The organism is Candidatus Vicinibacter affinis (genome assembly GCA_016714365.1).
Lineage (GTDB): Bacteria > Bacteroidota > Bacteroidia > Chitinophagales > Saprospiraceae > Vicinibacter > Vicinibacter affinis.
In genome coordinates, this window is sequence record JADJNH010000005.1 from 2,720,260 (window position 1) to 2,744,926 (window position 24,667).

The following is a 24,667-nucleotide window of genomic DNA, read 5'->3' on the forward strand; positions in this document are numbered from 1 at the left end:
TTATTGGCGTCTTACATAGGAAAACCTTAATTTCAAGAAATCCTTTAGAATACTGATAACCTTTATATTTTTAAGGTTACTTACATAAAATTATAAATTATGAAAAAATCAATTCAATTAAATCTTTTGACTTGGGTAGTTGCAGGATTGTTTTTAACAATGCAAAACAATATTATCTCTGCTGCTTCTGTAGAAGTTCTGAAAATTGAATCTATAAATCAAACTGGTGATCCTATGCAAGGGAATGTTAATACTTCAAGATCTAACATCAAGAATCTAAGCCTATCAATTGATGCATTTGGAAAACAACTTCGGTCAACTGATCCAGAAAAAGGTCAACCAGTGAAAGTAGTCCGCCTTGAAAAAGTAATTAAAACACTTTCTATGGCCCTTGACAACTTTGAAAAAAGTGATCCAAAAAAGAAAATTTCAGCAATATCTGCTATAAGGAAGGCGGATGCTGCTTTGGACAATTCTATAAAGGAATTGTATAAATCTATAGTTGGCAAGTATGCCACTGAAGCTAATGACATTAAAGCTAAATATGATGCTGTGAAAAGCTCAATTAGTAACATTAAATAAAAGAATATTAATTTTTATTATTAGAATGCAGCCGGTTGATTAAATCAGTTTATTAGATTTTTGTTCTGATTTTCAATAACAATTTTGTGTTTTTATCTACATAAGAAAATTTGGCATTCTTAGCATAAGAGCGCAAAGCGCAACTACCCTATTTAGATAATTGCGCTGCGCTAATATCCTATAAAAACCAACTCTGATTACTCTCTAAACCATGTATAAGCTCATTACTGATCTGCTGAGCATTTACTCCTCTATCTAGAAACCCATCTATATAAGAACTCTTATTTGCCTCTGTCAGGAGGTTATAAAGATTCCACAGACTGATGTTCCCTTGATTATTGGAGAAATGAGGATCTGCATAATAACCCTTTGTTACAGATGATAATTGTGAGTCAGTAATCAAGATTTCTGGAATTTCCTCTTTATAAAGATGATGTTGATACATCCTACATTTACCCAGGAAGTGAGCAAATTGGCCTTCTGACAAGCTATAATTACTTAAAGATTCCATCCAGGATAAATGCTGTTCCGGACTGTAACCTTCCACCATAAGCCTTATTTGCTTCCCCAGAAGGTCTATAGAACTTGTTTTAAATTCCAGTATTGCCCCATCTGTAGAAATACATAAATTAGAACACACTTTGACCTGAAAGCCTATAAAGAACTTAAAATGTTGGGATGCTCTTTGGTCTTTGCCTAAATTATCCCAGGAGTATGATTTAACGCCTCCTATTACTAAAGACAATTCCTTCCCTTCTATTAAAGACCTGATGTTAGGTATCTTTATAAGAAACATCATCCTCTCATAATAAAGAGTAGTTTCATGAGGAAGTAATTCAAATGCCTTTTTGGTCCTTGCTTCCGGAATTCTACCCATAATAGGATGTGACACCCTGATCTGTGGATCCAGTGGTTTTAGATCCTTAAATCCAGAAAGTACATCCATCATGGTTTCAATAATTTGAAATTGAGCAATAAGTGGATGGTTGTCTTTAGAAAATACAGGAATGATATGCTCCTCTTTCAATGCTTGGTAAGTAGAGCTTTGGGTGTTAGCGATAATAAAAGGGGTTTCAGTAATTTGATCAACGGTTAAAAGTTCCATTTTGAGAAGATTTAAGGTTTGATAATAAGAAGGATTTTCTCTCTAGAAGTGGCGCAGAGATTTCAGGATGTTGCTGTATATGATCTCTATAAATGGCAGTTAATTCTTGTATGGAAGTTGCCCGGTTTATCCTTTCTTTTAGATTTTCTTCACCTTGATTACACCAGGATTTAATAAGCCTTCCTGTTTCCTCTGAAATAATAAATTCAGTTTTGTTTATAAAGACTCCTGTTCTGTCTTTTGAGCAGGAAACATGATGCCTAATATCAACATCAAAAACAATTGTAAACTCATAATCCACCCCATCTCTTTGAATGGCTTTAAGGCCTACTTTTTCAGGGACCATCTTTCCATTCTTATCTGCAAGTACATAATCCTGTTTTACCCTAAGAGTAGAAATTATGTGTACCGGCGAATTAAGGATTTTAGTAAATAAGGCATTTTGTCTTGGGGTAATTTTGGCCCAATTGGTAAAAGAATTACCAGCCATTCCTGCATGAGATTCTACAAGGTGTTCCCAACCATGAGACAAGGAATCAATGATGATTAATTCCATGCCTTCTGACTCTGCAAGTTCAATAGCTTGGATATACTTCTCTGGTGTATAAGGAGAAGAAATAGCTATAATATTATATGTACCCAGATGCGCATATAGATTTGATGACCCATTTTCAGTGTCGATGACACATACTTTGTTAAAATCTCCCACTAAACCTTTAGCCAAAAGGAGTGAAGAATATGTTTTTCCTGATCCTGCAGGACCTTGTAATGCCATTTTAATTTTGGCTTGTTGACGCTCAGCTTTATGAATATTCATTTTTTATGGTTTTGTTATATGAAAGAATACGTTTTTAAAGAAAAAAGTAAGGGATGTATACAAAAAGTATACACCCCTTTACCAAGGCAACAGTTAAGCTTCAACTGCAATGCCATTGGTACTAAAAGTCTTGATGTCTGCCTTGACTTTTCTTTCCTCTCCCTCTGGAACATAAGTCCATCTGTGAGACATCTCTACAATTTCTCCTGTTTCTGGAACCATATAGTCATAAGCTTCACAATCCTCCTTTACAATTCTGCCTGGAAGTTGCTTTCCTACCATTTCCGCTGCAAATTGTTTACTAAAAGTTGACGTAATGGTACACTTCTTTGCTGTTGCATAGAAATTACCTGTTTCCTGAGACCTGACCATTTCCAGATCTCCTTGCAGAATAAGTACTACAAATTCCTCACCCTGCTGATTTTGCCTTACGGCATAGCCACTAACTGTTACCATTTTAAAAAAATTAATAAATTAAAAAATCCCCATTTTGAAGGGGGGAGGATATTTTACCCTACCAAGGTTTATAGGGGGGGTGGGATGCCAGGTAGTAAGGGGGAGGCCCTCAAAGAGACATTGAAAAGAGGGGTAAAAAAGAGGTTGGCAGTATATAGAAAAAAAATAAAAAATCAATTACTACCTTTGATTTTCAGTTTATTAAAGTTCATTAAAGTTCTTCAAAAGTGAGACCCTAATGAGACCCAAAAACAAAAAACCCCTGCAAGTCATTGACTTACAAGGGCTTTATGTGATCTGTTTGGGACTCGTTTTGTATATTGTTAATCAATTACATATGCCTTATAAATACCTTAGGTGCTGTCTTAAGTGCTGATTCCTGATAAATAAAATAAATATCAATTGCATATAAAATAGTGCCTGTATGAAGGGAGAATGAATTTCGTGCCTTGACCAAACAGGAATGCTATCTCTCCTAAATTCACTTTCAAAATTCGTTATAGGGAGATAGCGGAAAAAGACATTGATGCAGGGGGATATTTAGCAAGAGCATTCAGACTCCCAAGCTAAACTTGATGATTTCCGAATAATAGAACTCAGCAGAATCAAAAGGTAAATTATTTATTTGATTGATTTGGGACCTATGAACATAATTAATCACACCTTATCAAAAGAGAAATCTTACATATTTGGGCAATAATAAATATTATTTAAAAAATGCAAAGGTTGCAGAAGGTTTCATTTATATATTGAAATTTTACATACATTAATAAGCTAATAATGAATCACTTGCACTTTTTATGCTCATTATTTTATGTGAAAGGTATTTATCCAAACCAATTTAGTAATTTACAATAGTTACTGCCTTTGAAAACAAGGGTTTAGTTAGAACAAAGGGAAGATTGGACTATTATAGTCGTCCAATAGAAATAAATTCCAAATTATCCTAACGATTTTTTCCATTATTTGCAAAATAGCAATATATTAGCCGTAGCAAGCGACAAACTCGAAATGCTAAACTGGAAAGTCATATACGTCCAAAGCCGATATGAATTTAAGGCAGAGCAACAGTTTAAAAAACTATGCATTAATTATTATTTGCATACGACTCAGGTAAGCAAGGTTTGGTCTGATCGTATCAAAAAACAGACGATATCTGCATTTCCTTCGTACATATCTGTACACAATGACACCTGGGACTGTAACGATGTATTTCAAGCGAAGGGGGTGATGTATTATGTTCGTCAATACAATCAGGACGCCATATTGAGTGATGCGGAAATGAATTTAATACAAACCAGTGGCCCTTGGATTGTGCCTTCGACTTTGCAATCTATTCCTAGGCAAAAAGGACAAAAGGTAAAAATCATTGAAGGATTGTTGGGTGGGTATAGTGGTATTTTGGTGAACTATTTTGGCAAAAAAAATGTGCAGTTAAAACTGGAAAATATGTCTTTGCGGTTTCTGGTAAAGATGCCCTTAGAATATCCACAGATGATTTGACGCACCTATAGTTATATTGCTTATTACTTGAACTTTTGCATTCTTTGTGAGTGACTGGGGCGGAGCCGTAGATTTTTGTAAAGATTGATTTAGAACAACAAAAAAAAATCACATTTTTAACATTTTAAATCAAATATTATGCACAACATTCTAAAATCAAAACCAAAAGAAATTTTGACTAGAGAATTGCTGACTTTTGTTTACCACATTAATTGCTTTACTTTTTTATAAGTTTGGCTCTTTTTCGTCGGAATTGATAACATTCCTCGTCGCTGGGTATGCCTTAAGCTGAATAGTTAGTCGAACCATACCAAAAAAGCAGTAAATATTCAACTTACACTTTAAATTAAATGTAAAATGAAAAAGAAAAATTATCAACCGGAAGGATTTGAATTGCTTGAAATATTATTAGAGCAATCTAAATACCAAAATCAACTACTCGGTGGCATCATAAACAATTTAGATATTATGGTATGCCAACTTGAAAAGATTTCAAAACAGACCTGTCATTCATTAAGTGAACATCACTTGCAGACGAATATCCAAAAAGCATTACTTAAGGATATTGCTTTCATTTTTGAAATTTTTAAGCACCAAAACCCAAGCGAAGTTCTTAAAATTAAAGAACTTGAAGAACTTAAAAATAAAATTGAAGAGTGCTGCCCAAGTAAGAAGGATGAGTCATCGTTTTGCAGTTATGAACCTTGCCGTAAACCTTCCAAACAGCCACCAGGTTTTAATAAATCTTTTGAAGGTGTTTCTTTGCCCAAGAAAGTAGAAGGTGCCCCTTATCCTCCAATTGTTAAACAGGATATTCCAAACCGCCAACCTAATTTTAGACCTAACAGAATTGTGACCAAAGGTCAGTTCAAAGGTTTAGTTTCGGAAACACCTAGCTCAGGTTTAAAACAAATGGGTGCAGCGGATGATGCACCAGACCCTGTTGTTTTTGAAAAATACACATTAAATAATGGTGTATCACCAGCCAGCAACAATGCGGCAGATATTAGTGGAGGAGATAACGGGAACGTAGTGATGTTAACGGGTAACTGGTATGTTCAATATTCAACAGATGGAGGGCTAACATTCACTACCTTGAATCCAACAACTATCTTTCCGAATACTTTGGCAGGAGGTTTCTGCTGCGATCAAATTATTCAATATGTGCCAAATATTGATAGGTTTATTTGGCTATTGCAATATCAGCAAGCAACAGGAGGAAACAATGCTTATAGATTGGCATCTGCAAGCCCTCAGGATATTATCAGAAGCAATTGTAGTGCATGGACATATTGGGATCTAACTTCTGCATCTTTTAACATAGGAACGGATTGGATGGATTACCCAAGTGTGTCCTATGGAAATAACTCTTTGTATTTCAGCTTTGATGTTCTTGATTCAACCGTAGATTCTAGCGCCGATAATGGGTTGGTTGTCGTAAGAATTCCTTTGTCAGAAATTCAACAAAGTGCGCCAATAAACTTTCGTTATACAAATCCAGCGGATTCCGCTGTAGCATGGGGCAGTAATGTTTCGCAAAACACAGGTGATGAAGTGTTTTGGGCCGGGCATGTGGATAACAGCACTATTCGTATTTTCAACTTTCATGAATCCTCTACTAATTATGGTTGGCGGGACATTGATATAAACAATTGGCCTAATAACGCACTCTCTTCAATTGGTCCAAATGGGAATAATTGGTTAGCTTGGGGGGTTCCAAACAATGCTATTATTGGTATCACACGAAGGCAAAATGAATTGTGGCTATCTTGGACCGCAAGTAATGGGGACGGTGGTTTTGGAGGATTCAATTTTCCACATCCTCATGTTCAACTCATTAAAATAAATATTGGAGCATATACCTTAATAGAACAAATGCAAATTTGGAATCCAGATCACGCTTTTGGTTATCCAAGCCTTGCAACAAATTCAGATAATGAAGTCGGTATTTGCCTTGGATGGGGAGGAGGAGGTAGCCTAAATGCAAATAGCGCAGTAGGCATTATGGGAGACTACGTAGTTTGGTACAGAGATGGAAGTACGTGGACACATAACCGCTGGGGCGATTATGTTACAGTTAGACAGGCGGCACCAGATTCAAGATTTTTTGCAGGGTTTGGGTTCGTAATTATTGATACATCAACTCCAGCAGGAGCGAATCATCGATTTGACCCTTATTATGTTTTATTTGGAAGGCAGTCAAAATTAACTCCACCAATAAGCTGATTAAATAAATGCACCCAACAATTCGCTCACCGTCAACCCGCATCATACTCTCTCCGCAATGGCTCGACTGCGGCGGGTGTGTTTAAGTACCATGGTACTACCAAAAAAATAAAATATCTAATCTATAAAGATTGATTAGACGTCATCTTGCCATTACGAAACATGGCTATAACATTCAAAATTTTTATAAAATGAAAGAGATTTCGAGTAAGTTTGTCGGCTTAAAAACTAGGCCCATTCGAGTTAAAGTTCCCGCATCTGTCGCTTATGATTTCGGGAAAATGACTAAAATCACTGAGAGTATTCTCGGAAAACTTGGGTGCCCGGGATGCCATTCGGGCTTCGATATTCGCTTTGACATCGAACGGGACTTCATTTTTAACGAACGGTTAGAAATCGTTAAAGGTATGTGATTAGTATTAAAAAAATGAAAAATGAGTATTCCAGAATCAGGCGTTGGAATTATTTATTTTTCTGGATTTGAACAAATTTTAGAGTCTAATCCAGATTTGATTCAGGTAATTGAAATCGAGCCACAAACCTTTTGGTATCGGTCAAACTCTGGATTAGATTCTTTTACATTTGACAAAGAAAAAGTTGATTATCTAAAATCATCCCAAAAAACAAAATTGTTTCACGGCGTAGGATATCCAATCGGTGGAATCTTACAACCAAATATTAACCACTTGGGATGCTTAAAGCAAATGGAACTTGAATTAAATCCTGTTGGAATGAGTGAACATTTAAGTTTCAACAACATCAAAATAGATAATCATATTTTGAATACAAATTTTTTATTACCTCCGCTTCAATCACCAGAAGGACTTGAAATTGCTGTTAATTCAATTTTAAAATACAAAAATTATTTTAACATTCCTTTTTCGTTTGAAACAGGAGTGAATTATTTGGCACCTAAAAATTATGAAATAGAAGATGGTCTTTTCATAAACACTGTCGCTGAAAATTCCAATTGTGATATATTACTAGACATACACAACATTATTGCAAACGAAAGAAATGGAAGACAAAAAGTGAGGAATTTTTTTAAACAAATTTCTCACGAACGTGTAACTCAAATTCATCTTGCAGGAGGGTTTTATTATAAAGGATACTATTTAGACGCACATTCAAATATATCCAGTGACGAGATAATTAAAGTTTTTGAAAACATAGTATGTCAATTGCCAAATTTAAAGGCGATAATATTTGAAATGCTTCCAGAGTACTTGTCATTTATTCCCCAAAATGCAATTTCAATCCAATTGGAAAAAATGAACCGAATATGGGAAAGGAGAGGAATTTACCATAAAAGAAATAAAATTGTTTCCAATAAAAAAATTAATTCCCCCCCCCCCACTGTAGCTGAGTGGGAATTAACATTAGGAACGTTAGCTATTGGTAGAGATTTGACTTGTGACACTGAATTGTCAAGAGAATTAAAAATTGATAAAGGACTAATAATAATAAAAGAATTAGTTGAAAAATTCAAAGGCTCATTGATAGTAAGTTCCCTAAAATTAAGTTGTAGGTATTTTGCTTTAAAATATGGAATGAATGAATTTAATGATGTCCTTCGGGTTTACTGGAAGAATTCAATATCTAAATTATTTGCTTCGGATAATGGATTAGATTTTGCAAAATATTTGATGTCATCATCGGAATTCAAAGATGATGAAGACTTGGAAACTATTATAAAATATGAAATCGCGTCAATCAATTCAATTGTTAGTGAATCTGCAATAGAGGTGCAGTTAATATACCATCCGGAGGAAATGGTAAATTGTTTAGCAAATTTGGAACTTTTTGACAACCTAAAAAAAAACAATTATTTAGTAACAATTGAGCCAGATTTTAAAAAAATTGACGGCATCAATACTGTTTTTCACTCATGAAAAATTCTGAACTGTGCACGCACGTTAATCTTTCCATAGCCAAACTAAAAGCCAACGAAGGCGTTGGCATGTTGAAATGCCACCGTTCGGCCATTAGTTTAACTTGTACAAATAGTGATTCTAAAATCCTAAAATATCCTAAGAATTAAAAATTTAATTTTATCTTCGCTTAACAACCATCCCTTCTATGCCCATCTGGAGAGTACTTTACATCCAAAGCCGGTATGAATTTAAAGTCGAGCAGCAAATGGAGAAGCTCGGAATCAGGCATTTTTTACCTAAAATAAATATAAAGCGAGTGTGGTCGGACCGGATTAAAAACATAAAGATTCCTGCCTTTCCAAGTTATATCTTTGTGTACAATGAAGACAAAGACCGCAATGCTGTCTTCCAAGTCAAAGGAGTTAAACATTACGTGCGGCATGACAATAGGGATGCGGTACTGGATGAAGAAGAAATAAAATTGTTGCAAACAAATCAATTAAGCATTATCCCATCTTCTCTTCATCCCTTAGTCAAAATTAAAGGACAAATCGTAAAAATCCGCTCCGGGTTACTTATGGGTCGAAGTGGAGTTTTAATGGATTTTTTGGGCAAGAAAACTGTACAACTCAAATTAGAGCGATGGTCAATGGGATTTCTGATTGATGTGCCTCTGGATGATTTGCAGTTTGGGTGATAGGATAAATTAAGATAATCGGAGTTTTTTATTTAACCATTGCAACTTTTTGTGGGTGGTATCGGCGGAGCCGTATTTAGGGTTAAATAAAAACCCAATAATTTTAGATCCATCCCATTTAGTGCTTTAGCATTTGGTCAATGGGTCTTAGAACTGTGATGTTTCTTTGACAATAGCCTACATAAGGCACAAAGATTATTGAATTATCTTCTTTCATATATTAGATATGTTTAAAAATAATGCAGTCTAACATTACATTTCAACCAACTACATCTTTTCTTATAAAAGGTGATATTTCAGGCATACAAAGCTTCATCTTCAATGTGAACTCTAAACTCGCTGCCCAATCCCTTAAAGGTCGTTCATTCTTCATTAAGATTCTATTAGAGCTGGGCATGCAAATGATTTTTGATAAATATACCATTACAGAGGGTGCAGTCCAAACAAAAGCGAAAGTATCCACCTCTGGGGGTAATTTCATTCTTTTACTTGACCTGCCTTCCCAAAACCATATTGACGAAGTGCAGGAAATTCTCAACAAAGCCTTGCAGTTTACGGGACTAAACATGCTATTGGCTTATGTCCCAATGGGGCAGAATTATGGAGAATCCCTCAAAGAACTCAACCAGAAAATAAGAGAGCGGAAGTACAACCTGCTGCAGGGGAAAAATGAATTCTTCGAGCCGTTTGAAAGAAGCTTTACCTCCACAATCAACGACAACAATAAATGGGTAAAAGTAACAGATCAGCTAAAGAAGGTCACCCATTTTTCCATCCAAAAGTCTGGAGCAAAAATGACTAATGGAGTGCTCTCTATAGAAGGCAACCAAATGAAATTAGGAGGTTATACAATCCATTTCGGCAATGAAGGCATCCTGTTGAACAAATACCTGGAGAGCTTTTTTCCAGTTCCCACAACCTTCGAAATGCTGGCACAGGACAAAACTATAAAAGGTATCCAAAAATTGGGTGTCCTTGCTATGGACGTTGACAATCTTGGGGTAACGCTTGAAGCAGTTAAGTCTATCGAAGCTCATAGAGCATTTGACCTGCGGCTTCAACAATTCTTCAACGACAAGTTGCGGAAAATCATCAGAATGCCAGATTTTCAGAATAAAATTTACGTGGTTACGGCCGGTGGCGATGACAGCTATTTTGTTGGAAAATGGAATGTTCTACTTGAACTAGCTATCGAGATTAAAAAGAATTTTTTGGTGGATTTTCCAGAACCAGAGCTGACTATCTCCGCTGCCCTCGTAATCGTGGATATTAACTTTCCCGTTGTCCGGTTTGCTGCAATGGCAGACGACGCCATCAAGGATGCCAAGTACAAACACCAAGGCCACAAGGGTAATATCAGCCTTTTTGGAGAAGTTTTAGATTGGGAAATAATGGAAAAAGAAATAATTCAGTTGCGCAATTCTTTTAATAGTATTACGAATTCAGGATTATTCACTTCTGGCCTACTAACCAAGGCTCGGTTAACTTCTCTCAAAATTGCTCAAGGCGAGGGAATTCAACTATCAGATTTCTGGAAGTTAGGCTATTACATGCGGAAATTCCAAGGGAACGGCAGTAAAATACTTAACCAATACAATAGCTACCTTACTAAAGCCACCACAGAAACAAACCCGGTCAGAAAAAAGACCTATAAACTGATTTTTGCTGTCGCAGCGCGGCTTGCGGAATTTGATAAACGAAGAAACTAATCCAAATATGTCAAACAATACCAACCCATTGCTAGAGCAATATTTTCCAAAAAAGTCCTTTAAGGACCTACTCTCCATAGGGCCCGACTCAGCTCCCGAAAGTGTAAGGGAGGCGATCGGTTGCATTGAGCAGATGATGCGTGAACAAGCACGGAACATAACCTACACGCAACTACGGAACATACTGCAAGAAGTGAAAAAAGACGAATTCAAGGATAAATTGTCTAAGTTCTACCTGGTCATTCCCAAACTGGCATACATGGAGGCACGTCTTCAGAAAGAGAAAGGCAGAAAGGTCATTGCTTTTATCAGAGAAATGGCCTCGGAATTAAATACATCTACAGAATATGAAGCCTTCAAGGAAATCATGAACGCACTTGTAGCATACCATAAACTTCACGGACAAAATACTAATTAATTATGGCAAAACTAGATTACAAATTACTCATAACGGGTGACATCGTTATCAAGACTGGTTTGCACATTGGTGGGTCAGAAGTGGACCTCGATATTGGAGGCATTGACAAGGAAGTCATCAAAGTAAAACATGGAAGTGGCAAAGTGCCCTTTATACCTGGCAGTTCGCTAAAGGGTAAATTGAGGAGCCTAATCGCAAAACAGAAAGGTTATACAAGTCTCGATGAAGACAAAGATGAGACCTTAAAACTTTTTGCCGGAAACGGTGAATTTAAAGATGATAGAGGCAATAAATATATTGGGTGGATGCGAAAGGATAAAAAAGATAAGGTTATTACACCTATAATTCCTAGCAGGCTGATTGTCAGGGACAATTACTTAAAAGATGCCAACAATTACTTCTTAGAAGAAAAAACCGAAAACAACATTACAAGGGCCACAGGCGAGGCCAAACCTAGACAATTAGAACGCGTCACGAAGGACACAAAATTTTCTTTGGACATGGTCATGGATGTCTATATAGTTGATGACTGTAATAAGCTCTTGGAAACCCTCGACCTCGGTTTCCAACTCTTGAAAAAAGACTACCTCGGTGGCGGTGGCACACGTGGTTCTGGGCAGGTGGAAATCACCGGTCTTAAGGCATTGAAAATCATTTTCAACGATGATGGCAGCATCACACCCAGTGAGTTCAACCTATACCAATTCAAATCTAACAACCCATAACCATGAAGGTAGTCCGGATCCCTTTACAGCCATGCAGTAGGTTCCACTTTGGTGAGCTGAAGCTCGACCACGACCTGGCCTTGACAGACACTTCCCTGTTTGCCCATTCCGACACACTCTTCTCGGCTTTGGTAAACGCTTATTCCAGCTTTGCTGATGGAGCAGAAGATTTCATAATGCGTTTTAGGCCAGATGGTGGCAGCATCAAAATCTCCTCCTTGTTTTACTACCTCCAAAACAATGAAGAGCGAGTCTATTTTTTGCCCAAGCCCGTTTTCCTCGACATCGAAAGCCCAAAGACCGTCGATGGTAACCACAAAAAACGTAACCTAATCAAATTCGTCTCATTGGGCACTTGGCTGAACGGCTTCGAACCAGAAAAGTGGTTTGATGAGAAAAACGCCAGCTACCATACTCTCCAAAGCACGTTCGTGATGACCAATAAGGAGCACGAAAATCTAGGTAGCCCGGCACTCGACCACATCGCCAAGACAGTTCTAAGCCCAAAAAGCCCGAAAAGAGGCTTGGAAGATCAGGCCATTTATTATCAGGCTGATGTGGAAATTGGAAGCAGCGATGAGTTGATCATTGGTATGTACTTTTTGTACGAAGCCGAGGGGCAGGCAGAAACTGAATTAAAAATAGCCGCAAATATTATGGCTTACACAGGCATTGGTGGTGAAATCAAAAACACAGGACGCACAGTTAGAAGCCAACCGGAATTTGATATTTTCGACTTTGGGCCAATGTCCACTGATTCCAAGTTTGTTTGCGTTTCGCTGTTGAACCCTTCGGATGCCACAGAATTTTCCAAGGTTATTTACTATTCGACTTCATTGCGCGGAGGGCGCCTACTCGGAACAGGTAAAGAAGGTGTGAACGTGGTGAGAATGATTGACGAAGGTGCATTCGTGGCCACCAATGATCTCAAAGGCAGACTGGTCGAACTAGGTCCAGACGAGGACAAGCGCATGATCTACAGGCTTGGCATTCCATTCCTAATCCCTGTGAATTATGGCAACTAATCATCAACAATTCCAAATTAAACTTACCACATTTAGCCCCCTCCACATCGGTAACGGAGAGGAACTTACTTCTGTAGGCGAGTTTCTCCAAACAAACGACAATGTCTATTTTCTACGCCACGAAGATTTGATGGAAAAGCTAAAGACAGATAACCATTTCGATGACTATGTCGAGCGGATATTGACACATGACCAAGGGTTCGACTTCTTTAAGACGCTCAAAGATTGGGACATCACGCCAGCTGACTTTGCAATACGCACCCTCAGGTTAAATCAGAAAGATATTAACACAAACTCGAACAACAAGCTCCATCTGCACATCAAAACCAAAGGTGAAGCCTACGTGCCAGGCAGTTCCATTAAAGGGATGCTACGCACTTCTATCCTTTTCAGGTATCTTAAAGAAAACCCCCAGGAACTAAGAACCATAGAGTCTGACATTTTGCAGCGGCTCTCTGAGAAAAACACCTTGCGCACCGTAAGGCACTATTGGGAGAAAAAAGAACGTGAACTGATGCCAGAAAAAGTATTCCAGTCCATAAGACCATACGATACAGACTGTGTGTCCGACGACAAATTGGTCATCGAACAAACCTATCGCCAAAGCTTATCACAAGAATCGATGGATGCAAGCAAAGGTCTTGACTGGCTTTCAGAGTGTATTGACAAAGGAGTAGAATTGCCTTTAGAGATGACTATTTGTTCAGATTTTGAAAATGCGGATTTTAAATATCTCAAATCATCTACCCTAAAACCTTTGTTCAATTGTATAAACGAATATACAAAAAAACTAATCATTCAAGAGCGCCAATTGGTGAATACCGCAAATCCACTCCCACCCATTAAGTCGGCACTGTTAGTTCAACTGCAACAGTACGAGGATTTGTTATCAACGGCCAATGACGATTATGCTATAGCTAGAATGGGAAAGGGCAAGACTATTTTCTTTCAGACTATAATACCACTGTTGAAAATGGAAGTCCAGGATGCCATTTTGAACCTTTTGAAAAAAGAACCAGGTGAATTCCCACGTACTCGGGTTCTTACTGTTCAGGACAAGCAAATGATGGGTTGGGTGAAACTTGAGGAAATAAGACCAGAATTAAAACTGCCCATCAACCAAATGGAAGGGATGGTCAATATTGGTACTCAGCTTAGAGCAATCATAACAGGACCAAAAAAGGTGGGGTTAATTCTTAATGGTTCTCCATTGACAAACGTTTCTTTAATACTTATGTTCAAGCATCAAAAGCTTACAGAGGGAGAAACCATTAATGTGTTGGTCCACCAAATGAGCAAAGATGGGAGAATCATTCAAGTAAAATTTAACACCTGAAAATTAAAAAGTTTTTGCAAACCATTCTAATTTTTATTAAATTCGGAACAATGAAGTATTATATAGCATTCAGTTTTTTAATTGCATTTATTAATAATATCCAGGCCAAAGACCCAGGAGTAAACCAAAAAGTATTTCAAGAATTCAGAACAGAAATAAAAGATAGCTTGCATCAAATTGGAAATCGAATTGACAATGGAAATGAGACTTTAAAAATTTCAAAAGAATACAGCGAAAAAGCCGATAAATTATCAGATAGTTTCATAACCATGCTCGAGGTAATTTATGGTGTTGCCGGACTCCTTTTAGGTGCTTTGGTGGGTATATTTTACAGTTTTTTTAAATCCAATTTTCAAAATTCGCTTGCCAAAAAAATCAACGAGTATGAAAATGAAATGGAGAGAGTGGCCAAAACAGAGAAGGAAACAATTTTCCTCAAAGAAAACAGTGGAATATTAATTTTACATAAAAGCACTCATGAAAAAGAGGATGCAGCTTTCAGAACATTGGAAAAAAGCATCCGTCATAATTATAAGCACGCAGTACACCATTCTTTGGAAAATTTAAATAATTTTGAATTTGAACTTTTTTACCACAAAGGAATTGATGAAAATTGTCCTATCAAAGTCATTGTATTGGATGACGAACTTTTTAATGAATTCAAAGTTGAAGATAAAGTTGATATTAATAATTCTGTTTTAAAATCCTTTTTTGACAAGTTAGAAATTCATAGGATTGGTCTTGTACTGTTTGGCCAGACACAATTGAGAGAAGCCAAACTTTCATATCTGTCCTTTGCCAATCAACCTTATTCAGTGTATGCCAACTTAAACCATCTACTTAAATACATTAGGGTTGCTGAAGAAATTAGAATCGTATAAAAGATGATTATCCCCATCCTTACTCTCCGCCTCCTAGATATTCGAATGCCTAGCGATCCCGACACCACTCGGCTGTTCTTAGGAGGCGCCAAGGACTTATTAAAAGAGCATCCACATGAACTCGCATTGGAAAAAGTCGATATTCAGATTTTCCATAACAAAGAGATGCAATATTCAGGAATCCAACTAGGCCGTTTTCAAGGATCTCCGGAATGGACGGCCATAGGGTACGAAGCCGTAAAGGCGTTAGAGTTATGGTACAGGCTCTTCCAGGCAGGGAATACCCACTTACTTCAAAATACGGTTCGTATCAGTGAATGTTATACGCCATCTTTCCTGCCCTATCAGAAAAAATACGCCACCTACCCTTTTCTTGTTAGCGACGAAGTGGCTAAAGAATTAAACTCGATGGAAGATCGGTTTATGCGCTTGGACCGATTGGAAAAATACCTTTATGGTAACCTACAGACTTTCTTCCATCACATCAACTACGAATACAGCAAAGATGCCAATTATTTAAAGGTAAGCATAATTGATGCTGCTTTTTACCAACAGGCATTGGTTGTTTATCACGACCAGAAAAAGACAGCGTTTAGGATTGTATTTAAATGCAATTTTAGACTGCCGCAGACCATGCGTCTAGGACAATCAACTGCTGTTGGGTTTGGTCCAATACACCATGTGTGATTCTATTCATTATTGATTTTTATCGAGTGGAATAGAACGCAATTTCAAATTCTACCTTATGAAAAACTTTTTTCATCTGAAGTAAAAGAGAAAGCTCAACAATTTGGCGATAGATTATAATAGATAAGGATTTGATAATCCGTTAAGACGATAGAGCAGTTTTACGAGAATTTTGGTAGCCAGTCAGAATAGATAAGGATTTGATAATCCGTTAAGACTCGAACACACATCTTACTGATTGTCCGGATTTGTCAGAATAGATAAGGATTTGATAATCCGTTAAGACAAGCATAAGCACGACTACCGACACAGGTATGGCGGTCAGAACAGATAAGGATTTGATAATCCGTTAAGACTATATATGGCAGGATTAAAATTTAATTCGCTGCTGATCATAATAGATAAGGATTTGATAATCCGTTAAGACTCTACATGTTCCTTATAAATTCCACCTAGGCGGGTCAGAATAGATAAGGATTTGATAATCCGTTAAGACCATTTCATATGCTGGTTCATACCAGGGCATTTGCGTCAGAATAGATAAGGATTTGATAATCCGTTAAGACTTTTCTTTTTTCGATTCTTGGTTTAAAAAAAATTGTCAGAATAGATAAGGATTTGATAATCCGTTAAGACTATCAAGTGAAAAGTGTCAGATTTTAATTCATGTCAGAATAGATAAGGATTTGATAATCCGTTAAGACTATCAAGTGAAAAGTGTCAGATTTTAATTCATGTCAGAATAGATAAGGATTTGATAATCCGTTAAGACTTCTTGCCGATGACACCCACGTTTTCCCAGGTGGTCAGAATAGATAAGGATTTGATAATCCGTTAAGACTCCGCCACTTGACGCAATCACACAAGTACACCGTCAGAATAGATAAGGATTTGATAATCCGTTAAGACTTTAAATACCACAACATATCACCAGGCAAGTTATGGTCAGAATAGATAAGGATTTGATATTACGTTAAGACGATTCGATTCGATTGTCAGAATAGATAAGGCTTTGATAATCCGTTAAGACAATTCTTGTTATTGTTTGAAAACCCTGCCTAGTCAGAATAGATAAGGATTTGATAATCCGTTAAGACAATTCAACCTGTGTCTTTTTGGATTCTGAAAGGTCAGAATAGATAAGGATTTGATAATCCGTTAAGACATTCGAATCACCCACGTGATAGCTGTCCCAGTTGGAGTCAGAATAGATAAGGATTTGATAATCCGTTAAGACTTTTATTTACAAATTTCAACAGCTCAATCAATAAGTCAGAATAGATAAGGATTTGATAATCCGTTAAGACGTTGAATTTAATTTTATGCTGGGAATTGCAATGTCAGAATAGATAAGGATTTGATAATCCGTTAAGACTTTTTTTTGATAGGACCATCTTTTCTGGAGGTGGTGTCAGAATAGATAAGGATTTGATAATCCGTTAAGACAGTATTTTGGCTTCTGTCGCTGTTATCACTACCGTCAGAATAGATAAGGATTTGATAATCCGTTAAGACTATATTTTCTCAAGTTCCTCTGTCACAGCTAGTCAGAATAGATAAGGATTTGATAATCCGTTAAGACTTTACACGCTGAAATCTTGATCGCTGTTCCACTTGTCAGAATAGATAAGGATTTGATAATCCGTTAAGACAATGCTTCTAATGCTGTTAGCTTTTTGCCAGTTTGTCAGAATAGATAAGGATTTGATAATCCGTTAAGACCTTGTACTTTAAACCCAGTTGGGCTTTGACTGGTCAGAATAGATAAGGATTTGATAATCCGTTAAGACATTTAATTTTGAAAAAATTCTAAGCAATTTTTGTCAGAATAGATAAGGATTTGATAATCCGTTAAGACTTTGTGCTTATTAATAAGTATTTGTTCGTTTATAATTAATTCGGGAAGTAATAATCCTGCAGATCACCGTTTACTATTTCTATTTTCGTTGATTCACTTTATGACTGCCAAATGCATGATTAAAACGAGGATTCAGAATAGCCATTTGTTACAATAAACATTGCAAACAATTATGGTCAGTTTGCCAGAGCATTAAGAACTTGAATTCAGTGAACTTAAGAAATTTTTCCAAATATTATTTAAAAATGGATTGGGTTTAGCATCTCCGAATCGGTTATCTAACAAAAGTTATATTAGCAAGTAATTTTCTATAACATAACTTTGTCAAAATACTTTTAAGTTAACTGATAACTTTTTCAAAATATCAGGACTAAAATAAAAAATGAACAAAAATAGAAGAATATGAATGCCAATTACTTTAACCTCACCCTACTGGTTTCTATACTTATTGCTTCCTCAAGCATAAGTTTATTTGCTGATCAAGCTTCAGCTGCTCCTTTGAACAAAGATTCTATTTCCATAGAAAAGCTTAAAACTAAAATTGATAGCTTATCATACAAGATTCTAGAGCTACAGAAACAAATTACTGTATCGACTAAGATTGAATGTACTAAAAAATATGATGATTTTAAATGGCAACATTGGAGCATCATATTTTTTATGCCTGTAATAATGACGATTTTTGCAATAACTCTTTTTATAGTTTTATATAGATCTAAGGAGTTTAAAGTCGTCAAACTTTTTGAAATATACAGGCCGCCTTCTAACGGTATTGAGGAGAAAAAAGAAATAGAAACCCAAAGCACTTCACGATTCATAGCTTTATTAACGGGCCTAACCGCCATTTTTGTAGCCACTACTTTGGTGATGTATAATGGGTACCTCTTGGTTGCACAATGTAATGGTGGTATAGATGCGGATGGTCTATGGAAAATTTTAGCAGGATTAGGCATAGGTATTATCCCTTATGGAATCAATGTATGGAATAAAAATACCAAAGAAGAGGCTGCTACAAGGCAACCGTCGAATAATTCACAAAATCCATAACCAGAATAGTTATGAAGGATATATTAGATACATTACGAGAGATCACGGCACTATTGAATTGGCAAGCAACCATCTTGATCATAATATTTATGGTAAGAAAACACCTGGGATTGGTCTTTTCAGGTGTCCATGGCTTACTTAACAGGACTACAAAAGTGGTGGTGGATGGAAAAACTGTAACTGTGGAGGCAGAAGCCGCTAAGATTATAGAGAAGCAAAATCAAGCCATCGAACAACAACAAAAGGAAAAACACGACCTAAAAAAGGAGCTCAATGATTATACCCAAGGTGCTGTTCAAGCACTTCCTAAAAAAGTGATTTCTGATTATCTGGAAAGACTTGAACCAGTTCTCAAAACGATGGGCATGGAGGCCATGCTGGATAATAATATTGGAAGTACCGTGCAATATTCTGATGATCCGGAAAAAGGTAAATGGGGAAACCTTTCCATAAATAATGACAAAAGAATTACAGCATCTGTAGTTGCAATGGAAAATAACCCAAAGTTATTTAAAGTAACACTTTATGTAACATCCATCAATTCTTCAAAACCATTGAATGGAAAGGTTACTTTCCATCTCCACCCTACTTTTTTAAATTACATCAGGACTATTGAAGCGGAAAATGGTGTGGCTCAGCTCCATTTAATTGCTTACGGGGCATTTACAGTGGGTGTTTTGACAGAAGATGGGACTAAGTTGGAAATGGATCTATCGAAAGATAAAAGCTTTCCAGAGGTATTTAGGAATAATTAAAATAGTAGACAATGAAACAATACTTTGTATTATTTAGTATTTTATTATGCAATTTTTCAGCATTTTCAAGTTCCATTGAGGTGGTTTTAGATTTTCAAAATCTTGATCAAGAGATAGAATTGCCATATTATGTCCCTTTTGATTTTATATTGAAAAACAGTCAAATTATTAAAGGAACCGAGTCAGAATATGAATTTAAAATTATAGACAGAACCGAAGAAAAAACAACTGAGTGCAAGTTAATGGTCACACCCGATGGACCAAATTATAGAATTTTTGTAAATAAGGCTGATGCATTAAAGGAAAATAGATTTTATAGTTTTTTACTAATAAGAAAAAGTGATAAAATTACTGAGATCGAGTTAAATAGTGTAAAAGAACATTTGAATAATATTGGATTTGTCGATTTAATATTTATACCAGAATTCTTTAAAAGTTTAAAAGCTGAAGAATTCAGTTCGGATTTTGCCACCAAAGCATTGAATAAAATGTTGCCCGATTTACTTAGTAATAGTATTCAAAAGTTTAATAAAAACTTTGACATTGGATCAAAAGCAAATTTGATTAAAACTAATGCAGGAGAATTAGCAAATCTTTTTGGAACAATTGGAAATATTTTCGATGAAAAATGCAGTAATGAATCTGACGGTGTAAAATTAAATGATAATGACGAAATACATAAGTTAATCAAAATGATTAAAAATTGTAAATATGTAAAAAAAGCAGAATGTAATAGCTTTATTGATCACTATAATAAATTTAAAAACAGTCTACATGAAAAAGTTAATGTTATTCTCACGAATAATGTAATCGTTATTAAAACAATTGGCACATTTTCAAATGTATACACTGAAAGAGTTGGAAAAAGAATAATTAGTAGCTTTGGAATAGGTTGTGGGTTTGATTTTAGAGAAAATAATAATCATGAGTATGGATTATTTTATGGTTCTGTTGGCGCTCATTTTCCAATATCCAAATCAGTAAGTCCAAATTTTCCAATTAAGCTAACGCATAAAAAATGTGAAAGATTTACTGTATATGTCGGAACAACAATCTTATCGGGTGACAGTTATTTAAATAATGGAAAAAGAAAAGGGATATTGAATACAAATAACAGCCTAGATATTGGGTTTGGTTACATCTTATTTGATGGAATATTCTTATCAATATCAGGAAATATGTTCAACAGAAAAAGTGATCATCCATTGATTTCAAAACAGACATTTGGAATTATGCCAGCGATATCTTGCACATTTGACTTAGTCTTAAGAGATACAATTAACAAAAGTTATAATAAAATTAAAAGTAGTACTGCATCGAAGGCAGTAGAAAATTAATTCTTAAAATATTAATGATAATTCCATTATTAAATAAAAAATGTATTAGCTATGGTAAAAATTGTAATTAAAAGAGTAAAGCCTAAAATTTCCAAGGAAAAATTAGTCGAAACAAAAAATCCAGAAATTTCTCCAAATGAATTTATAGCTAAACCTAATGCAGTTTATGAAACTACTTTAATTTGTATTTTTGAAATAAGCCAAATAGAAGGTGATCAAGAAATATCTTTTAATTTGGAAATAGAAGAAAGAGGTAGAACTTATTTTGATTTTAACGGTGCCTTTACAAAAAAAATTGTTAAAATTATTACTAAAGAAACAAAAGAAATAAGGGAACCTGTTCAAATAAAAATATTATCAAGCATTTCTATTGAAGCTGAGATATTTATAATTTATTGTTTCATTGAAGGTAGAACTGAGGCTAAAAGAATGGGAATTGCATTAATTAAAAATTAGAACACTGAAATGAAAAATTTATTTGTTATTTTAAATGTATGTTTTCTCCTTCAATGCACGAGTGATATAGAATATGATTGTTGCACAGATTTTGGTGATAATCCTATCTGTTTAATCGCGGACAAGTTGGAAGCCTTTGCAGATGGCACAACAGATATTATTCTCACTGCCTGTATACCTAAGAAGTCAGATGATGGAATTTTAAATGTAACCTTTGAAGTTCCTGCTGGTCTGGGAAGTTTTGTTTCTGAAGGAGGAACAACAACACTTACTAAAAATTTGAATGGCAACAAGACTGCAACAGCAAGGCTAACTATAGGGACATTGGCTGGTCCATACAAGGCAAAAGTTTCTGTCACTTTTCAGGAAAAAACCTATGTTGACTATGTGGATATTGTACTTAAGAAAAATGATGTAAAAGTTCTAGATGTTGTTTACGATCTTGATATTACTAAATTGACCGGAGATAACTTTACCATCATTAAATCTGATATTTCCATTAACAACTTTAATTATGCAGGAAAGTCCGTTAAAGTAAATATCTCTGGTCCTATCGCTTTTTTGACATCCGACTTAAAAGAAATGTCTATCCCTTTAGATGTATTGGGTAAAGCAAGTGTAAAATTTAAAACTACAGATAGTGATGGACTAGTGAATATCAAGTATAATTTGGAAATATATACAGTTGACACTACTTTTTATATTCAAAAATCCTATCCGGATGAAATGAAGCTAGTTGCTAATAAACAACTTGTTGAAATAAAAGATACTGTTGCTTTAGATGTTTTTTTTAATAAGAAAACACCAGGTAGTGTAAGTAAAGAAATCTCTATTCAGCTTTCCGCATTTCAGTTGCAAAATGGAAATAAAGTAAAATATGGAAACTTCATTCCACCTTTTCTATTTACAACTGGAAATGCAATTAATACTGCGAACGCAAAGTCGACATATTTAACACCTGTGGATTCCCTTTGGAATTCAGAACTTCCGTTATTTATTTCTGCAAGTGTCATTGATCAGGGAAAAATATTTGCACAAGATACCATCCAATTTAAAATTAAATAAAAATGGATGAGACAAATGATAGTACTATAAGCTCCAAAACAGCCATAGTAGTCATCCACGGTATGGGTAATCAGTACCCTATGGAAACAATTACCGATTTTGTTGATAATCTTTTTAAGATAGAAGAGAATAAAGATAAAGATGATAACCCAAAAAGTATTTACTCCGCTCCTGAGAGAATTACCGGCAGTTTTGATCAACGGAAATTAATTGGTTTTCATAATAATGTTCAATATGATTGCTATGAATACTATTGGGCGCACCTTATTAAGGAACCAAGTGTGTCAGATACAATTTCCTGGATGTATAAACTTATTTGGAAAAAAGAGCCTTCAGAAAGATTAAATAAGTATATTAGTATTATCAGAAGGAGCTCTATTGGCCTTCTATTATTAATTTCCATTATAATTTTCTTTTACTATTGGCTGTTTACTTGGATTATTTCATGTTGTCCTCTTTGGAGTCGCTTATTTTTTTTCATTGTATCCGTTGTTGCATTTTATAAACTGAGAAATATCTTCAGGCTGTTAACTCAGAGTTTTGGCGATGTTATCAGATATACAGTGCCGCACCCTTCCAATATAGAAGGCAGGCAAAGAATATCCAATATTGCGGTTGATTTTTTAACCAACTTACATGATAAAGATTATTCAAGAATTGTTATAGTCGGTCACAGCCTAGGGTCTATCATTGCGTACGAAATGCTAATCAATACTTTTGGAAATTTGAATAAATTATTTAAAAATGTTGAAGGACTAGAAGAGAAAGACACAGAAGAACTATTAGAAGGATCAAAGGAAGAAAGTTTTAATAAAATGCAAGATTTAGGCTGGAAATGGAAGGTTACAGACTTCATCACCTGTGGCTCACCGTTATGCCATGCGGAAATGATTTTAACTAAAAATAAAGATTTATTCAAGAATAAAAAGGAGTTAGGAGAATATCCAGTAAGTGAGCCAATCAAAGACGTTAGCAAATTATTCTATTTAAATAAGAAAACTAAAAAATACATTCCTACCCATTATTCGGTATTTAAATATGTTGAATGGAATAATATACATTTTGAGAATGACATTATAGGTGGCAAATTAAGAGCTCTGTTCGGCCAAGATATTCATGATCACCCCCCTATTAAACCTAAAACATTTAAAAGGATACTTGAATCACATACCCATTATTGGAATAAAAACCAAGAGGTAGAATCATTCAATATTATAGATAATATTATAAAAAGATAAGCCCATGCTTCAAATCACTAACCACAAACTCGTAAATGCAACATATTCCGATTTGGATAGAAATGATGGTAATCTTACAACAAAGTATATATCTGCCCATTATACTGCGGGTATTTCTGTAAGTGGTTCTATCACTCATTTGAAGAAAGTTAAGTTTGGCTATCATGTTATCATAGACAGAAATGGTACAATCACACAATGTGTTCCATTTAACAAAAGAGCAAGACATGCTGGTGTGAGTAACTGGAAAGGATTGTCTGGTTTAAATGATCATTCAATAGGTATCTGTTTGGCTAATCGCGGGTATGTCACTCGCTTTAGTAATGGTAGTTATGGATGGGTAGATACCCACAACACCCCAATAGGAAGTTTTCTATCTGAGGAGCAAGTTGTGAAGGCAGAACATTTTAATGGGGCAGAAACCAATTTGTATTGGGAAAAATACACCACTGCACAGTTGAATGCATTCAGAGATGTCTGTCAGGTTTTAGTACAGAAATATGCAGGAATAAAGGATCTGATAGGTCATGACGAGATTGCCTTGGGACGTAAGCCCGATCCTGGGCCTGCATTTCCGTTTACTGATTTTTATCCATTGTTTACAAATAGGGGCAATGATAACGGCAATACATTTACAGTGCAGACTACTGATGGTAAATTGAATGTACGAAGAGGCATGTCAGGAAATTTTAAGTTAATAAGACAACTAAACAATGGTGATAAAGTACACATCAGATCTGAAGGATATAAGTATGTTGGCAACAATGCTGTGCTGAATGATTGGGTATCCATAAGTCTTGAAGGCACTATGGATCATATAGGCTTTGTAAATAAATCTTTTTTAAGAGCAGTATAAACTAAACATAAAAT

General features: G+C 35.5%; 22 protein-coding genes and 1 CRISPR repeat array. Of the genes, 19 read left to right on the plus strand and 3 right to left on the minus strand.

The features are described from left to right. Positions 1-99: 99 nt before the first annotated feature. Positions 100-582 carry a hypothetical protein gene (locus tag IPJ53_10720; GenBank protein ID MBK7799579.1) on the plus strand — a complete coding sequence of 161 codons (483 nt, stop codon included), beginning with the start codon at positions 100-102 and terminating at the stop codon, positions 580-582. Positions 583-760: 178 nt separating this feature from the next. Here the strand turns inward: IPJ53_10720 and IPJ53_10725 are convergent, their stop codons facing one another. The 3 genes from IPJ53_10725 to IPJ53_10735 all read right to left on the minus strand — a co-directional run bounded on the left by IPJ53_10725 (position 761) and on the right by IPJ53_10735 (position 2,960). Beyond that, positions 761-1,687, minus strand: coding sequence for a DUF3871 family protein (locus tag IPJ53_10725; GenBank protein MBK7799580.1), 927 nt, complete (start codon positions 1,685-1,687; stop codon positions 761-763). Then, a complete protein-coding gene (locus IPJ53_10730; protein ID MBK7799581.1) occupies positions 1,668-2,504 on the minus strand; it encodes an AAA family ATPase in 837 nt (278 codons plus the stop codon). Before IPJ53_10730 ends, IPJ53_10725 begins: the two co-directional genes overlap by 20 nt. Before the next feature lie 93 nt (positions 2,505-2,597). Then, complete coding sequence (locus IPJ53_10735) at positions 2,598-2,960, minus strand: hypothetical protein (protein ID MBK7799582.1); 363 nt, start codon at positions 2,958-2,960, stop codon at positions 2,598-2,600. Positions 2,961-3,971: 1,011 nt separating this feature from the next. Between IPJ53_10735 and IPJ53_10740 the strand changes: the two genes are divergently transcribed. The 18 genes from IPJ53_10740 (at position 3,972) to IPJ53_10825 (ending at position 24,653) form a co-directional block, all read left to right on the plus strand. Further along, a complete protein-coding gene (locus IPJ53_10740) occupies positions 3,972-4,463 on the plus strand; it encodes a UpxY family transcription antiterminator (GenBank protein MBK7799583.1) in 492 nt (163 codons plus the stop codon). Positions 4,464-4,820: 357 nt separating this feature from the next. After that, a complete protein-coding gene (locus tag IPJ53_10745; protein ID MBK7799584.1) occupies positions 4,821-6,689 on the plus strand; it encodes a hypothetical protein in 1,869 nt (622 codons plus the stop codon). Positions 6,690-7,123: 434 nt separating this feature from the next. Next, complete coding sequence (locus IPJ53_10750) at positions 7,124-8,581, plus strand: DUF692 family protein (GenBank protein MBK7799585.1); 1,458 nt, start codon at positions 7,124-7,126, stop codon at positions 8,579-8,581. Positions 8,582-8,768: 187 nt separating this feature from the next. Next, positions 8,769-9,260 (plus strand): UpxY family transcription antiterminator, encoded by a 492-nt coding sequence (locus tag IPJ53_10755; protein ID MBK7799586.1) that lies wholly within the window; start codon positions 8,769-8,771, stop codon positions 9,258-9,260. A gap of 239 nt (positions 9,261-9,499) precedes the next feature. Next, positions 9,500-10,969 carry a hypothetical protein gene (locus IPJ53_10760; protein MBK7799587.1) on the plus strand — a complete coding sequence of 490 codons (1,470 nt, stop codon included), beginning with the start codon at positions 9,500-9,502 and terminating at the stop codon, positions 10,967-10,969. Positions 10,970-10,976: 7 nt separating this feature from the next. Beyond that, entirely contained in the window at positions 10,977-11,387 is a 411-nt protein-coding gene (gene csm2, locus IPJ53_10765; protein MBK7799588.1) for a type III-A CRISPR-associated protein Csm2, read from the plus strand. Positions 11,388-11,389: 2 nt separating this feature from the next. Then, positions 11,390-12,112, plus strand: a complete 723-nt coding sequence (gene csm3 / locus IPJ53_10770; protein MBK7799589.1) for a type III-A CRISPR-associated RAMP protein Csm3 — start codon at positions 11,390-11,392, stop codon at positions 12,110-12,112. A gap of 2 nt (positions 12,113-12,114) precedes the next feature. Beyond that, complete coding sequence (locus tag IPJ53_10775) at positions 12,115-13,137, plus strand: hypothetical protein (GenBank protein ID MBK7799590.1); 1,023 nt, start codon at positions 12,115-12,117, stop codon at positions 13,135-13,137. After that, positions 13,127-14,473, plus strand: coding sequence for a type III-A CRISPR-associated RAMP protein Csm5 (gene csm5 / locus IPJ53_10780; protein ID MBK7799591.1), 1,347 nt, complete (start codon positions 13,127-13,129; stop codon positions 14,471-14,473). Before IPJ53_10775 ends, csm5 begins: the two co-directional genes overlap by 11 nt. 50 nt (positions 14,474-14,523) lie before the next feature. Further along, on the plus strand, positions 14,524-15,354 hold the full coding sequence (locus IPJ53_10785) for a hypothetical protein (protein MBK7799592.1): 831 nt from the start codon (positions 14,524-14,526) through the stop codon (positions 15,352-15,354). Positions 15,355-15,399: 45 nt separating this feature from the next. After that, positions 15,400-16,041 carry a hypothetical protein gene (locus tag IPJ53_10790; protein MBK7799593.1) on the plus strand — a complete coding sequence of 214 codons (642 nt, stop codon included), beginning with the start codon at positions 15,400-15,402 and terminating at the stop codon, positions 16,039-16,041. A gap of 118 nt (positions 16,042-16,159) precedes the next feature. Beyond that, a CRISPR array of direct repeats spans positions 16,160-17,899; the repeat unit is 31 nt; unit sequence AATAGATAAGGATTTGATAATCCGTTAAGAC. Between the two features lie 402 nt (positions 17,900-18,301). Further along, on the plus strand, positions 18,302-18,946 hold the full coding sequence (locus IPJ53_10795) for a hypothetical protein (protein MBK7799594.1): 645 nt from the start codon (positions 18,302-18,304) through the stop codon (positions 18,944-18,946). A gap of 11 nt (positions 18,947-18,957) precedes the next feature. Continuing rightward, positions 18,958-19,701, plus strand: a complete 744-nt coding sequence (locus IPJ53_10800) for a hypothetical protein (protein MBK7799595.1) — start codon at positions 18,958-18,960, stop codon at positions 19,699-19,701. 11 nt (positions 19,702-19,712) lie between these two features. Further along, positions 19,713-21,038 (plus strand): hypothetical protein, encoded by a 1,326-nt coding sequence (locus IPJ53_10805; GenBank protein ID MBK7799596.1) that lies wholly within the window; start codon positions 19,713-19,715, stop codon positions 21,036-21,038. A 51-nt stretch (positions 21,039-21,089) separates the two neighbouring features. Beyond that, positions 21,090-21,494 carry a hypothetical protein gene (locus IPJ53_10810; protein ID MBK7799597.1) on the plus strand — a complete coding sequence of 135 codons (405 nt, stop codon included), beginning with the start codon at positions 21,090-21,092 and terminating at the stop codon, positions 21,492-21,494. 9 nt (positions 21,495-21,503) lie between these two features. Continuing rightward, a complete protein-coding gene (locus tag IPJ53_10815; GenBank protein ID MBK7799598.1) occupies positions 21,504-22,559 on the plus strand; it encodes a hypothetical protein in 1,056 nt (351 codons plus the stop codon). A 2-nt stretch (positions 22,560-22,561) separates the two neighbouring features. Further along, complete coding sequence (locus IPJ53_10820; GenBank protein MBK7799599.1) at positions 22,562-23,797, plus strand: hypothetical protein; 1,236 nt, start codon at positions 22,562-22,564, stop codon at positions 23,795-23,797. Between the two features lie 4 nt (positions 23,798-23,801). Continuing rightward, positions 23,802-24,653 (plus strand): N-acetylmuramoyl-L-alanine amidase, encoded by an 852-nt coding sequence (locus IPJ53_10825; protein MBK7799600.1) that lies wholly within the window; start codon positions 23,802-23,804, stop codon positions 24,651-24,653. The last annotated feature ends 14 nt before the right edge of the window (positions 24,654-24,667 follow it).

Excerpts from the sequence above, each read along its gene's own strand:
- IPJ53_10810 (MBK7799597.1), top strand. The coding sequence starts at position 21,090 with ATGGTAAAAATTGTAATTAAAAGAGTAAAGCCTAAAATTTCCAAGGAA.
- IPJ53_10740 (MBK7799583.1), top strand. The coding sequence starts at position 3,972 with ATGCTAAACTGGAAAGTCATATACGTCCAAAGCCGATATGAATTTAAG.
- IPJ53_10785 (MBK7799592.1), top strand. The coding sequence starts at position 14,524 with ATGAAGTATTATATAGCATTCAGTTTTTTAATTGCATTTATTAATAAT.
- IPJ53_10815 (MBK7799598.1), top strand. The coding sequence starts at position 21,504 with ATGAAAAATTTATTTGTTATTTTAAATGTATGTTTTCTCCTTCAATGC.
- IPJ53_10805 (MBK7799596.1), top strand. The coding sequence starts at position 19,713 with ATGAAACAATACTTTGTATTATTTAGTATTTTATTATGCAATTTTTCA.
- csm2 (MBK7799588.1), top strand. The coding sequence starts at position 10,977 with ATGTCAAACAATACCAACCCATTGCTAGAGCAATATTTTCCAAAAAAG.
- IPJ53_10775 (MBK7799590.1), top strand. The coding sequence starts at position 12,115 with ATGAAGGTAGTCCGGATCCCTTTACAGCCATGCAGTAGGTTCCACTTT.
- IPJ53_10820 (MBK7799599.1), top strand. The coding sequence starts at position 22,562 with ATGGATGAGACAAATGATAGTACTATAAGCTCCAAAACAGCCATAGTA.
- IPJ53_10800 (MBK7799595.1), top strand. The coding sequence starts at position 18,958 with ATGAAGGATATATTAGATACATTACGAGAGATCACGGCACTATTGAAT.
- IPJ53_10725 (MBK7799580.1), bottom strand. The coding sequence starts at position 1,687 with ATGGAACTTTTAACCGTTGATCAAATTACTGAAACCCCTTTTATTATC.
- csm3 (MBK7799589.1), top strand. The coding sequence starts at position 11,390 with ATGGCAAAACTAGATTACAAATTACTCATAACGGGTGACATCGTTATC.
- IPJ53_10755 (MBK7799586.1), top strand. The coding sequence starts at position 8,769 with ATGCCCATCTGGAGAGTACTTTACATCCAAAGCCGGTATGAATTTAAA.
- IPJ53_10790 (MBK7799593.1), top strand. The coding sequence starts at position 15,400 with ATGCCTAGCGATCCCGACACCACTCGGCTGTTCTTAGGAGGCGCCAAG.
- csm5 (MBK7799591.1), top strand. The coding sequence starts at position 13,127 with ATGGCAACTAATCATCAACAATTCCAAATTAAACTTACCACATTTAGC.
- IPJ53_10760 (MBK7799587.1), top strand. The coding sequence starts at position 9,500 with ATGCAGTCTAACATTACATTTCAACCAACTACATCTTTTCTTATAAAA.
- IPJ53_10795 (MBK7799594.1), top strand. The coding sequence starts at position 18,302 with ATGAATGCCAATTACTTTAACCTCACCCTACTGGTTTCTATACTTATT.
- IPJ53_10750 (MBK7799585.1), top strand. The coding sequence starts at position 7,124 with ATGAGTATTCCAGAATCAGGCGTTGGAATTATTTATTTTTCTGGATTT.
- IPJ53_10825 (MBK7799600.1), top strand. The coding sequence starts at position 23,802 with ATGCTTCAAATCACTAACCACAAACTCGTAAATGCAACATATTCCGAT.
- IPJ53_10730 (MBK7799581.1), bottom strand. The coding sequence starts at position 2,504 with ATGAATATTCATAAAGCTGAGCGTCAACAAGCCAAAATTAAAATGGCA.
- IPJ53_10745 (MBK7799584.1), top strand. The coding sequence starts at position 4,821 with ATGAAAAAGAAAAATTATCAACCGGAAGGATTTGAATTGCTTGAAATA.
- IPJ53_10720 (MBK7799579.1), top strand. The coding sequence starts at position 100 with ATGAAAAAATCAATTCAATTAAATCTTTTGACTTGGGTAGTTGCAGGA.
- IPJ53_10735 (MBK7799582.1), bottom strand. The coding sequence starts at position 2,960 with ATGGTAACAGTTAGTGGCTATGCCGTAAGGCAAAATCAGCAGGGTGAG.